The following is a 12,285-nucleotide window of genomic DNA, read 5'->3' on the forward strand; positions in this document are numbered from 1 at the left end:
CCATGGGACTGGAAGAGAAGCTGCCGAGCGGCTTTCTGCTGACCACCGTCGAACAGGCCGCGGGCTGGGTGCGCAAGTCATCCGTCTTCCCCGCGACCTTCGGCCTCGCCTGCTGCGCCATCGAGATGATGACCACCGGAGCGGGCCGGTACGACCTGGCCCGCTTCGGCATGGAGGTCTTCCGCGGTTCCCCGCGCCAGGCCGACCTGATGATCGTGGCCGGCCGGGTCAGCCAGAAGATGGCGCCGGTGCTGCGGCAGGTGTACGACCAGATGCCCGCTCCCAAATGGGTCATCTCCATGGGGGTTTGCGCATCTTCAGGCGGAATGTTCAATAACTACGCGATCGTCCAGGGCGTCGACCACATCGTCCCGGTGGACATCTACCTCCCCGGCTGCCCGCCCCGCCCCGAGATGCTGATGGACGCGATCCTCAAGCTCCACCAGAAGATCCAGGGCGGCAAGCTCGGCGTGAACCGGGAAGAGGCGGCCCGTGAGGCGGAGGAGGCGGCCCTCAAGGCCCTCCCCACGATCGAGATGAAGGGGCTGCTCCGGTGAGCGAGACCCAAGAGCCGGAGAACGGCAGCAACGTCCCGGCCGCCCGCGAGAGCGGCCCCGAGGTCATCGGCGTCCGCAAGGGCATGTTCGGCGCCGCGAACGGCGGCGACACCAGCGGCTACGGCGGCCTGGTCCGCACGGTGGTCCTGCCCGGAGCGACGAGCCGCCCGTACGGCTCCTACTTCGACGAGGTCGTCGACGAGCTCGAAGGCGCCCTGGAGGAGCAGGGCCTGGTCCCGGAGAACGCGATCGAGAAGGTCGTCGTCGACCGGGCGGAGCTGACCCTCCACATCGCGCGCGAGCACCTCGCCCTCGTCGCGAAGACCCTGCGCGACGACCCGGCCCTGCGCTTCGAGCTCTGCACCGGCGTCAGCGGGGTGCACTTCCCCGGGGACAAGGGCCGCGAGCTGCACGCCGTCTACCACCTGCGCTCGCTCACCCACGGCCGGATCGTGCGGCTGGAGGTGTCCGTACCGGACCGCGACCCGCACGTCCCCTCGCTCGTCTCCGTCTACCCCACCAACGACTGGCACGAGCGCGAGACGTACGACTTCTTCGGCCTGGTCTTCGACGGGCACCCGGCCCTCACCCGGATCATGATGCCGGACGACTGGCAGGGCTTCCCGCAGCGCAAGGACTACCCGCTCGGCGGCATCCCCGTCGAGTACAAGGGCGCCCAGATCCCGGCTCCCGACCAGCGGAGGTCGTACAGCTGATGTCCACGTCAAACCACGCCTCCTTCCGGGAGACCACCGAAGGCCCCGTCTACACCGTCACCGGCGGCGACTGGGACGAGATCGTCCAGTCCGCGGCCAAGGCGGACGACGAGCGCATCGTCGTCAACATGGGCCCCCAGCACCCGTCCACCCACGGCGTGCTCCGCCTGATCCTGGAGATCGACGGCGAGACGGTCACCGAGGCCCGCTGCGGCATCGGCTACCTCCACACCGGCATCGAGAAGAACCTCGAGTACCGGAACTGGACGCAGGGCACCACCTTCGTCACGCGCATGGACTACCTGACGCCGTTCTTCAACGAGACGGCGTACTGCCTCGGCGTCGAGAAGCTCCTCGGCATCACCGACCAGATCCCGGACCGCGCCACCGTCATCCGCGTCCTGCTGATGGAGCTCAACCGGATCTCCTCCCACTTGGTGGCCATCGCCACCGGAGGCATGGAGCTGGGCGCGACCACGATCATGATCTACGGCTTCCGCGACCGCGAGCTGGTCCTCGACATCTTCGAGCTGATCACCGGCCTGCGCATGAACCACGCGTTCGTCCGCCCCGGCGGCCTCGCGCAGGACCTGCCCCCGGGCGCCGTGGACCAGCTCCGCGAGTTCGTCAAGACCATGAAGAGGAACCTGCCGGAGTACGACAAGCTCGCCACCGGCAACCCGATCTTCAAGGCGCGCATGCAGGACGTCGGCTACCTCGACCTCACGGGCTGCATGGCGCTGGGCGCCACCGGCCCGATCCTGCGCTCCGCCGGCCTGCCGCACGACCTGCGCAAGTCGGACCCGTACTGCGGCTACGAAACCTATGAGTTCGACGTCCCCACCACCGACACCTGCGACTCCTACGGGCGGTTCCTGATCCGCCTGGAGGAAATGCGCCAGTCGCTGCGGATCGTCGAGCAGTGCCTGGAGCGGCTGGAGCCGGGCCCGGTGATGGTCGCCGACAAGAAGATCGCCTGGCCGGCGCAGCTGGCGATGGGCCCGGACGGCCTCGGCAACTCGCTCGACCACATCAGGAACATCATGGGCACCTCCATGGAGGCCCTCATCCACCACTTCAAGCTGGTGACCGAAGGCTTCCGGGTACCGGCCGGGCAGGCGTACGCGGCGGTCGAGTCGCCCAGGGGCGAACTCGGCGTCCACGTCGTCTCCGACGGCGGCACCCGCCCCTACCGGGTCCACTTCCGCGACCCGTCCTTCACCAACCTCCAGGCCATGGCCGCGATGTGCGAGGGCGGCCAGGTCGCCGACGTCATCGTCGCCGTCGCCTCCATCGACCCCGTGATGGGAGGCGTCGACCGATGACCGACATCTCATTGGGCATGCCGCAGCTTCCCGCCCCCGACTTCCCGGCCGAGGTACGCGAGCGGCTGGAAGCGGACGCGAAGGAAGTCATCGCCCGCTACCCCGACAGCAGGTCCGCGCTGCTGCCGCTGCTGCACCTGTGCCAGTCGGAGGAGGGCTACGTCTCGCGCACCGGCATCCGCTTCTGCGCCGATGTGCTGGGCCTGACCACCGCCGAGGTCACGGCGGTCTCGACCTTCTACACGATGTACCGGCGCAAGCCCTCCGGTGACTACCAGGTCGGCGTCTGTACGAACACCCTGTGCGCGGTCATGGGCGGCGACGCCATCTTCGAGGAGCTCAAGGAGCACCTCGGGGTCGGCAACAACGAGACCACCCCCGACGGCAAGGTCACCCTCGAGCACATCGAGTGCAACGCGGCCTGCGACTTCGCCCCCGTGGTGATGGTGAACTGGGAGTTCTTCGACAACCAGACCCCCGAGTCCGCCAAGGCCATGGTGGACGACCTGCTGGCCGGCCGCCCCGTCGAGCCGACCCGGGGCGCGCCGCTGTGCACCTACAAGAAAACCGCCCGGATCCTGGCCGGTTTCCCCGACGAGCGCGAGGGCGCGGTCGAGGCGAGCGGCGGGGCGGGCCCCGCCTCCCTGATCGGCCTGCGCATCGCCCGTGGCGAGTCCCCGAACACCACCATCGTGCACCCGCGTGCCGAGGCGCGCGGTGACACCACCACCGAGGGAGGGGAGTGATGTCCGTGTCCTCCAAGGAAAATTATGGGGGTACCTCCCAGCCGGAGGCTGGGGGAGGCACGAGCCCGGAGAAGCTCCTCGCACCCGTCCTGTCGGCGTTCTGGGACGAGCCCGAGTCGTGGACGCTGGAGACCTACCGGCGCCACGAGGGCTACGAGGGCCTGCGCAAGGCCCTCGCGATGACCCCGGACGACCTCATCGCCTACGTGAAGGACTCCGGTCTGCGCGGGCGCGGCGGCGCGGGCTTCCCCACCGGAATGAAGTGGCAGTTCATCCCGCAGGGCGACGGAAAGCCGCACTACCTCGTCGTGAACGCGGACGAGTCGGAACCGGGAACCTGCAAGGACATCCCCCTTCTCTTCGCCAACCCGCACTCCCTCATCGAGGGAATGATCATCGCCTGCTACGCGATCCGCTCGCAGCACGCCTTCATCTACCTGCGCGGCGAGGTCGTACCGGTCCTGCGGCGCCTGCACCTGGCGGTCCGTGAGGCGTACGAGGCCGGCTACCTCGGGAAGGACATTCTGGGGAGCGGGCTCGACCTCGACATCACGGTGCACGCGGGAGCGGGCGCGTACATCTGCGGCGAGGAGACGGCGCTGCTCGACTCCCTCGAAGGCCGGCGCGGTCAGCCCCGGCTGCGTCCCCCTTTCCCTGCCGTCGAGGGGCTCTACGCGTGCCCCACTGTCGTCAACAACGTCGAGTCCATCGCCTCGGTTCCCGCGATCCTGAACAAGGGCAAGGACTGGTTCAAGGCGATGGGGACCGAGAAGTCCCCCGGCTTCACGCTGTATTCGCTCTCCGGGCACGTCGCCGGACCCGGCCAGTACGAGGCCCCGCTCGGCATCACCCTGCGCCAGCTGCTCGACATGAGCGGCGGGATGCGCCCCGGGCACCGGCTGAAGTTCTGGACCCCGGGCGGCTCCTCCACCCCGATGTTCACCGACGAGCACCTGGACGTCCCCCTCGACTACGAGGGGGTGGGCGCCGCCGGCTCGATGCTCGGCACCAAGGCCCTCCAGTGCTTCGACGAGACCACCTGCGTGGTGCGGGCCGTGACCCGGTGGACCGAGTTCTACGCCCACGAGTCCTGCGGCAAGTGCACGCCCTGCCGCGAAGGCACGTACTGGCTGGTCCAGCTGCTCCGCGACATCGAGGCCGGCAAGGGCGTCATGTTCGACCTCGACAAGCTGAACGACATCGCCGACAACATCAACGGCAAGTCCTTCTGTGCGCTCGGCGACGGCGCGGCCAGCCCGATCTTCTCCTCGCTCAAGTACTTCCGCGAGGAGTACGAGCAGCACATCACCGGGAAGGGCTGCCCCTTCGACCCCAAGAAGTCGACCCTCTGGGCTGACACGGAGGTGACCGCATGACCGTCGCCACGAACGCTCCCGCCGGTGGCGGCGAAGCGGCCGGATCGCACGAGAACGCCGAAAACACAGTGGCCCTGACCATCGACGGCATCGAGCTGTCGGTCCCCAAGGGCACCCTCGTCATCCGGGCCGCCGAGCAGCTCGGCATCGAGATCCCCCGGTTCTGCGACCACCCCCTCCTCTCTCCGGCCGGGGCCTGCCGCCAGTGCATCGTCGAGGTCGAGGGCCAGCGCAAGCCGATGGCCTCCTGCACCATCACCTGCACCGACGGCATGGTCGTCAAGACACAGCTGACCTCCGAGGTCGCCGACAAGGCCCAGCGCGGGGTGATGGAGCTGCTGCTCATCAACCACCCGCTGGACTGCCCGGTCTGCGACAAGGGCGGCGAGTGCCCCCTGCAGAACCAGGCGATGTCACACGGCAACGCCGAATCGCGTTTCGAGGGCAAGAAGCGCACCTACGAGAAGCCGGTCCCGATCTCCCCCCAGGTGCTGCTGGACCGCGAGCGGTGCGTGCTGTGCGCACGCTGCACCCGCTTCTCCAACGAGATCGCCGGCGACCCGATGATCGAGCTGCTGGAGCGCGGCGCGCTCCAGCAGGTGGGCATCGGCGAGGGCGACCCCTTCGAGTCGTACTTCTCCGGCAACACCATCCAGATCTGCCCCGTCGGCGCCCTCACCTCGGCCGCCTACCGGTTCCGCTCCCGCCCCTTCGACCTCGTCTCCTCCCCGAGCGTGTGCGAGCACTGCGCGGGCGGCTGCGCGACCCGGACCGACCACCGCCGCGGCAAGGTGCTGCGCCGGCTGGCCGCCGAGGACCCGGAGGTCAACGAGGAGTGGGTCTGCGACAAGGGCCGTTTCGGGTTCCGCTACGCGCAGCAGCGGGACCGGCTCACCACCCCGCTGGTCCGCAGTGCCGCCGGGGTCCTGGAGCCCGCGAGCTGGCCCGAGGCCCTGGAGGCCGCCGCGAACGGGCTGGCCGCCGCACGGGGCCGGGCCGGGGTGCTCACGGGCGGCCGGCTCACCGTGGAGGACGCCTACGCGTACGCCAAGTTCGCCCGGGTGGTGCTCGACACCAACGACATCGACTTCCGGGCCCGCGTGCACAGCGCGGAGGAGACCGAGTTCCTGGCCGCCACCGTGGCCGGCACCGGCAAGGACCTCGACGGCGCGGGGGTCACGTACACCTCCCTGGAGGCGGCGCCGACCGTACTCCTCGTCGGCATCGAGGCGGAGGAGGAGGCCCCCGGGGTCTTCCTGCGGCTGCGCAAGGCCCACCGCAAGCACAAGCAGCGGACCTTCGCCCTCGCTCCCTTCGCCACCCGCGGCCTGGAGAAGGCGGGCGGCACCCTGCTGGCCGCCGCGCCCGGCACCGAGCCCGACTGGCTCGACGCCCTGGCCTCCCGTACCGGACTGGAGGCGGGCGGCGCCGTCGCCGCCGAGGCGCTGCGCGAGCCCGGCGCCGTCATCGTCGTCGGGGAGCGGCTCGCCGCAGTGCCGGGCGCGCTGACCGCCGCCGTACGGGCCGCCGCCGCGACGGGCGCGAAGCTGGTGTGGATCCCGCGCCGGGCCGGGGAGCGGGCCGCCGTCGAGGCGGGTGCGCTGCCGTCCCTGCTGCCGGGCGGCCGCCCGGCCACCGACCCGCGGGCCCGCAGCGAGGTCGCGACCGCCTGGGGCCTGGACGAACTCCCGCACCGCTATGGCCGCGACACCGGCCAGATCGTCGAGGCCGCCGCCACGCGCGAACTGTCCGCCCTGCTGGTGGCGGGCGTCGAGGTCGCGGACCTGCCGGACCCGGCCCGCGCGCGGACCGCCCTCCAGGAGGCCTTCGTGGTCTCCCTGGAACTGCGGCCCGGCGAAGTCACCGACCACGCCGACGTGGTGTTCCCCGTCGCCGCCGTGGCCGAGAAGGCGGGCGCCTTCATCAACTGGGAGGGCCGGGTCCGGCCGTTCGAGGCCGCGCTCAAGCCCGACCAGATGACCCGCCGGCTCGCCCCGGCCGACGCCCGCGTGCTGCACATGCTGGCCGACGCCGCAGACCGGCCGATCGCACTGCCCGACGTACACGCCGTACGCCGGGAGCTGGAGCGGCTCGGGCCCTGGGAGGGTGAGCTCGCGACCGAGCAGTCCACCGACCCGGTGCCGGTGCCCCGCCCCGGCGCGGGCGAGGCGGTCCTCGCGGGCCACCGGCTCCTCCTCGACCGGGGCAGGCTCCAGGAGGGCGACGAGGCCCTGGCCGGCACCCGGCACGAGGCCACGGCCCGCCTGTCGGCCGCCACGGCCGCCGAGACGGGCGTCAAGAACGGGGACGTCCTCGCGGTCACCGGCCCGGCCGGCTCCGTGGAACTCCCGCTCCGGATCACCGAGATGCCCGACCGCGTGGTCTGGCTCCCGCTGAACTCCACGGGCTCCGGCGTCCTCGCCGACACCGGTGCCCGCCCGGGCACCCTCGTCCGGATCGGCCCGGCCGCCCTGGCCGGCGCCGACGGCACCACTGCGGAGGTGGGCGCGTGAACGCGGTACAGCTTGCCGCCGAGGACCTCTCCCTGTTCGGCAGGGACGTCTGGTGGCTCGTCGTCATCAAGGCGGTCTTCTGCTTCGCCTTCCTGATGGTGACCGTGCTCTTCTCCATCGTGTGGGAGCGCAAGGTCGTCGCCTGGATGCAGCTGCGCATCGGCCCCAACCGGCACGGCCCCTGGGGCATGCTCCAGTCGCTCGCCGACGGTGTGAAGCTGATGCTGAAGGAAGACGTCATCGTCAAGCGGGCCGACAAGGTGGTGTACGTCCTGGCCCCGATCATCGCGGCGATCCCGGCCTTCATGGCCATCGCGGTGATCCCCTTCGGGCCCTCCGGCAACGAGGTCTCGATCTTCGGCCAGCGCACCACCATGCAGCTCACCGACCTGCCCATCGCGATGCTCTACATCCTCGCGGTGGCCTCGGTCGGCATCTACGGCATCGTCCTGGCGGGCTGGTCCTCCGGCTCGACCTACCCGCTCCTCGGCGGCCTGCGCTCCTGCGCGCAGATGATCTCCTACGAGATCGCGATGGGCGCCGCCTTCGCCTCCGTCTTCCTCTACTCCGGGTCGATGTCGACCTCGGCGATCGTGGAAGCCCAGGCGGACCGCTGGTACATCGTCCTGCTGCCGGTCTCCTTCATCATCTACGTCATCACGATGGTCGGCGAGACGAACCGCGCCCCCTTCGACATGCCGGAGTCCGAGGGCGACCTGGTCGGCGGCTTCAACACCGAGTACTCCTCCATCAAGTTCGCGCTGTTCATGCTCGCCGAGTACGTCAACATGGTCACCGTCTCGGCGGTCTCGGTCACCCTCTTCCTGGGCGGCTGGCGGGCCCCGGCGCCGATCTCCACGTACTGGGAGGGCGCGAACCACGGCTGGTGGCCGATGCTCTGGTTCGTCATCAAGGTCCAGCTGCTCCTCTTCTTCTTCATCTGGCTGCGCGGCACGCTGCCGCGGGTGCGCTACGACCAGCTGATGAAGCTCGGCTGGAAGGTCCTGATCCCGGTCTCCGTGGTCTGGCTGATGCTGGTCGCCACCGTCCGCGCGCTGCGCAACGAGCGGTACGACTTCAGCGAGATCGTCCTGTACGTCGGCGGGGCCGTCGTGGCGATCCTGCTCCTCTCCTTCGTCGCGGACCTCTTCCGCGACAAGCGCGAGAAGGCCGCCGCCGAGGAGGCCGGCAAGGCCGCGGCGGCCGAGCCCTTCGACCCGCTGGCGGGCGGATTCCCCGTACCGCCCAAGCCCGGCCAGCACCTGGCACCCGTACCGCGCCGACGGCCCCGCAGTGAGCGGGAGCTGATTGTCAGTGGCGGGACGAATACTGACAGTGACCGAGAGGAGGCTTGAGAGATGTCTGACGCTGACCAGAGCGAGAAGTGGCAGAACCCGGTGGCGGGCTTCGGCGTGACCTTCAAGGCCATGTTCAAGAAGCGCCTCACCGAGCAGTACCCGGAGCAGCAGAAGACGACCGCCCCGCGCTTCCATGGACGGCATCAGCTCAACCGGCACCCGGACGGTCTGGAGAAGTGCATCGGGTGCGAACTGTGCGCCTGGGCCTGTCCCGCCGACGCCATCTACGTGGAGGGCGCGGACAACGCCGAGGAGGAGCGCTACTCCCCGGGCGAGCGGTACGGCCGGGTCTACCAGATCAACTACGCCCGCTGCATCCTGTGCGGGCTGTGCGTCGAGGCGTGCCCGACGAGGGCGCTGACCATGACGAACGAGTTCGAACTGGCGGACTCCAGCCGCGAATCGCTGATCTACACCAAGGAGCAGCTGCTCGCCGGCCTCACCGAGGGCATGGTCGAGGCACCGCACTCGATGTTCCCCGGCACCGACGAACAGGACTACTACCGCGGACTGGTGACGGGGGCCGCCCCCGGCACGGTCCGGCAGGTGGCAGCTTCCAAGGGCGAGGTGCCGCAGAGTGACGTGGCCCAGGGCGAGGCCGCCGGAGTCTCCGAGGAGGTGGAGGCGTGAGCGCCCTCGCAGCAGCCACCCTGACCTCCACGGGCGAGGCCGTCCAGTTCTGGGTCCTCGGCACGGTCGCCGTCATCGGCGCGCTGGCCACGATCCTGATGAAGAAGGCCGTGCACAGCGCCCTCAGCCTGGCCGGGACGATGATCATCCTGGCGGTCTTCTACCTCGCCAACGGGGCGTACTTCCTGGGCGTCGTCCAGGTGGTCGTCTACACCGGCGCGATCATGATGCTCTTCCTCTTCGTGGTCATGCTCGTCGGCGTCACCGCCGCCGACTCCCTGAAGGAGACCATCAAGGGCCAGCGCTGGCTGGCCGTCCTGTGCGGGCTCGGCTTCGGCATCCTGCTCATCGCCGGCATCGGCAACGCCCACCTCACCCACTTCAACGGGCTCGGCCGGATCAACTCCGCCGGACACGTCGAGGGCCTGGCCCAGCTGATCTTCACCAAGTACGTCTTCGCCTTCGAGATCACCGGCGCGCTGCTGATCACCGCGGCCGTCGGCGCGATGGTGCTCACCCACCGCGAGCGCACCGAGCGGGCCGCCACCCAGCGCGAGCTGGCGGAGCGGCGCGTACGGGAGGGCGTGCAGCTCCCGCCGCTGCCCGCGCCCGGCGTCTACGCCCGGCACAACGCGGTCGATGTGGCCGGCCTGCTGCCGGACGGCACCCCGTCCGAGCTCACGGTCAACAAGACGCTGCGCGCCCGCGGTCAGATCCGGGACGTCTCCAGTGAGGCGCTCTCCGACCTGAAGGCACTGGAGCAGCGTTCCTCGGAGCGCCTCGGCCGCGACTCCCGTGAGGAGGCCTCGAAGTGAATCCCGTCAACTACCTGTACCTGGCGGCCCTGCTGTTCACCATCGGCGCGGCCGGAGTGCTGATCCGGAAGAACGCGATCGTGCTGTTCATGTGCGTCGAGCTGATGCTCAACGCCTGCAACCTCGCCTTCGTCACCTTCTCCCGGATGCACGGCAACCTCGACGGCCAGATCATCGCGTTCTTCACGATGGTCGTCGCCGCCGCGGAGGTCGTGGTCGGCCTGGCGATCATCGTGTCGCTGTTCCGTACCCGCCACTCGGCCTCGGTCGACGACGCCAGCCTGATGAAGCTGTAAGGGGCGTTCACAGTGGAGAACCTGATTGCGCTGCTGGTGGCAGCGCCCCTGCTCGGAGCGGCGGTGCTGCTGTGCGGCGGCCGGCGCCTCGACACGTCCGGCCACTGGATCGGCACCCTGCTCGCGGCCGTCTCCTTCGGCATCGGCGCGGCCCTGTTCGCCGACATGCTGGGGCGCGGGGCCGAGGACCGGGCCCTGCACCAGCGGCTGTTCAGCTGGGTGCCGGTGGAGGGCTTCCAGGCGGACATCGCCTTCCAGCTCGACCAGCTGTCGATGACCTTCGTCCTGCTGATCTCCGGGGTGGGCACGCTCATCCACGTGTACTCGATCGGGTACATGGAGCACGACGAGCGCCGCCGCCGCTTCTTCGGCTACCTCAACCTGTTCGTCGCGGCGATGCTCCTGCTGGTCGTCGCCGACAACTACCTGCTGCTGTACTTCGGCTGGGAGGGCGTGGGCCTCGCCTCCTACCTCCTGATCGGCTTCTGGCAGCACAAGCCCAGCGCGGCCACCGCCGCGAAGAAAGCCTTCCTGGTCAACCGGGTCGGCGACATGGGCCTGTCGATCGCGATCATGCTGATGTTCACCACCTTCGGGACCTTCGCCTTCGAGCCGGTGCTCGCGTCGGTCGGCAAGACATCCGAAGGCACGCTGACGGCGATCGGCCTGATGCTGCTGCTGGCCGCCTGCGGCAAGTCGGCGCAGGTGCCGCTGCAGTCCTGGCTCGGTGACGCGATGGAGGGCCCGACCCCGGTCTCGGCCCTGATCCACGCGGCGACGATGGTGACGGCGGGCGTGTACCTGATCGTCCGCTCGGGCGCCATCTTCAACGGGGCGCCCGACGCGCAGCTGGCGGTCACCGTCGTGGGCGCGGTCACGCTGCTCTTCGGTGCGATCGTCGGTTGCGCGAAGGACGACATCAAGAAGGCCCTCGCCGGGTCGACGATGTCGCAGATCGGCTACATGTTCCTGGCCGCGGGCCTCGGCCCGGTCGGCTACGTCTTCGCGATCATGCACCTGGTCACGCATGGCTTCTTCAAGGCCGGCCTCTTCCTCGGCGCGGGTTCCGTGATGCACGGGATGAACGACGAGGTGGACATGCGCAAGTACGGCGGGCTGCGGAAGTACATGCCGGTCACCTTCGCCACCTTCGGCCTCGGCTACCTGGCCATCATCGGCTTCCCGGGCCTTTCCGGCTTCTTCTCCAAGGACCGGATCATCGAGGCAGCCTTCGCGAAGGGCGGCACCGAGGGCTGGATCCTGGGCGGAGTGGCCCTGCTGGGCGCGGCCATCACCGCGTTCTACATGACCCGCGTCATGCTCCTCACCTTCTTCGGCGAGAAGCGCTGGCAGCCCGCCCCCGACGCGGACGCGGTGCCCAGCGCCGAGCCGGCCACCGAGCACGTGGCCGGACAAATGCCGCACCCGCACGAGTCCCCGAAGTCGATGACCATCCCGATGATCGTGCTGGCCTTCGGGTCCGTGTTCGCGGGCGGGTTCTTCGGGATCGGCGACCGGTTCCTGAAGTGGCTGGAGCCCGTCACCGGGCACGAGCACGGCCACCCGCCGGTCAGCGCCATGACGGTGACGCTGTCGACCATGGTCGTCCTCGCCGTCGGCGCCGCCATCGCCTGGGCGATGTACGGCCGCAGGCCCGTACCGGTCGTCGCCCCGCGCGGCTCGCTCCTCACCCGGGCGGCCCGGCGGGACCTCCTCCAGGACGACTTCAACCACGTCGTGCTCGTGCGCGGCGGGGAGCACCTGACCCGCTCGCTCGTGTACCTGGACCACAGCCTCGTCGACGGAGTGGTCAACGGGACGGCCGCCTCGGTCGGCGGGCTGTCGGGCCGGCTGCGCAAGCTGCAGAACGGCTACGCCCGCAGCTACGCGGTCTCGATGTTCGGGGGCACGGCGATCCTGATCGCCGCGACCCTGCTGATGAGGGCGGTGTGA

The 12,285-nt window shown here is 69.9% G+C and carries 11 protein-coding genes; all 11 read left to right on the forward strand.

The features are described from left to right. The first annotated feature begins 2 nt into the window (after positions 1-2). Genes J7E94_RS00465 through nuoL form a run of 11 tightly spaced genes read left to right on the forward strand, consistent with a single transcriptional unit; the run spans position 3 to position 12,285 of the window. Positions 3-557, forward strand: coding sequence for an NADH-quinone oxidoreductase subunit B family protein (locus J7E94_RS00465; protein WP_030162005.1), 555 nt, complete (start codon positions 3-5; stop codon positions 555-557). Next, positions 554-1,273 (forward strand): NADH-quinone oxidoreductase subunit C, encoded by a 720-nt coding sequence (locus J7E94_RS00470; RefSeq protein WP_215011189.1) that lies wholly within the window; start codon positions 554-556, stop codon positions 1,271-1,273. The genes J7E94_RS00465 and J7E94_RS00470 overlap by 4 nt, the downstream gene beginning before the upstream one ends. Continuing rightward, positions 1,273-2,598 (forward strand): NADH-quinone oxidoreductase subunit D, encoded by a 1,326-nt coding sequence (locus J7E94_RS00475; protein ID WP_215011191.1) that lies wholly within the window; start codon positions 1,273-1,275, stop codon positions 2,596-2,598. Before J7E94_RS00470 ends, J7E94_RS00475 begins: the two co-directional genes overlap by 1 nt. Continuing rightward, positions 2,595-3,344, forward strand: coding sequence for an NADH-quinone oxidoreductase subunit NuoE (nuoE, locus tag J7E94_RS00480; protein WP_215011193.1), 750 nt, complete (start codon positions 2,595-2,597; stop codon positions 3,342-3,344). The genes J7E94_RS00475 and nuoE overlap by 4 nt, the downstream gene beginning before the upstream one ends. Further along, positions 3,344-4,720, forward strand: a complete 1,377-nt coding sequence (gene nuoF / locus J7E94_RS00485) for an NADH-quinone oxidoreductase subunit NuoF (RefSeq protein ID WP_215011195.1) — start codon at positions 3,344-3,346, stop codon at positions 4,718-4,720. Before nuoE ends, nuoF begins: the two co-directional genes overlap by 1 nt. After that, complete coding sequence (locus J7E94_RS00490; protein WP_215011197.1) at positions 4,717-7,233, forward strand: NADH-quinone oxidoreductase subunit G; 2,517 nt, start codon at positions 4,717-4,719, stop codon at positions 7,231-7,233. The genes nuoF and J7E94_RS00490 overlap by 4 nt, the downstream gene beginning before the upstream one ends. Then, positions 7,230-8,588 carry an NADH-quinone oxidoreductase subunit NuoH gene (gene nuoH, locus J7E94_RS00495; protein WP_215011199.1) on the forward strand — a complete coding sequence of 453 codons (1,359 nt, stop codon included), beginning with the start codon at positions 7,230-7,232 and terminating at the stop codon, positions 8,586-8,588. The genes J7E94_RS00490 and nuoH overlap by 4 nt, the downstream gene beginning before the upstream one ends. A 3-nt stretch (positions 8,589-8,591) precedes the next feature. Continuing rightward, a complete protein-coding gene (gene nuoI / locus J7E94_RS00500; protein ID WP_215011201.1) occupies positions 8,592-9,221 on the forward strand; it encodes an NADH-quinone oxidoreductase subunit NuoI in 630 nt (209 codons plus the stop codon). Further along, on the forward strand, positions 9,218-10,036 hold the full coding sequence (locus tag J7E94_RS00505) for an NADH-quinone oxidoreductase subunit J (protein ID WP_215011203.1): 819 nt from the start codon (positions 9,218-9,220) through the stop codon (positions 10,034-10,036). The genes nuoI and J7E94_RS00505 overlap by 4 nt, the downstream gene beginning before the upstream one ends. Next, entirely contained in the window at positions 10,033-10,332 is a 300-nt protein-coding gene (gene nuoK, locus J7E94_RS00510) for an NADH-quinone oxidoreductase subunit NuoK (RefSeq protein ID WP_007265827.1), read from the forward strand. Before J7E94_RS00505 ends, nuoK begins: the two co-directional genes overlap by 4 nt. Positions 10,333-10,344: 12 nt before the next feature. After that, complete coding sequence (nuoL, locus tag J7E94_RS00515; protein ID WP_215011205.1) at positions 10,345-12,285, forward strand: NADH-quinone oxidoreductase subunit L; 1,941 nt, start codon at positions 10,345-10,347, stop codon at positions 12,283-12,285.

The organism is Streptomyces sp. ISL-94, from assembly GCF_018614075.1.
Lineage (GTDB): Bacteria > Actinomycetota > Actinomycetes > Streptomycetales > Streptomycetaceae > Streptomyces.

Bases quoted from the DNA above. Each gene is read 5' to 3' on its own strand.
- J7E94_RS00465 (WP_030162005.1), top strand. From the start codon at position 3: ATGGGACTGGAAGAGAAGCTGCCGAGCGGCTTTCTGCTGACCACCGTC.
- J7E94_RS00475 (WP_215011191.1), top strand. From the start codon at position 1,273: ATGTCCACGTCAAACCACGCCTCCTTCCGGGAGACCACCGAAGGCCCC.
- nuoE (WP_215011193.1), top strand. From the start codon at position 2,595: ATGACCGACATCTCATTGGGCATGCCGCAGCTTCCCGCCCCCGACTTC.
- nuoF (WP_215011195.1), top strand. From the start codon at position 3,344: ATGTCCGTGTCCTCCAAGGAAAATTATGGGGGTACCTCCCAGCCGGAG.
- J7E94_RS00490 (WP_215011197.1), top strand. From the start codon at position 4,717: ATGACCGTCGCCACGAACGCTCCCGCCGGTGGCGGCGAAGCGGCCGGA.
- nuoI (WP_215011201.1), top strand. From the start codon at position 8,592: ATGTCTGACGCTGACCAGAGCGAGAAGTGGCAGAACCCGGTGGCGGGC.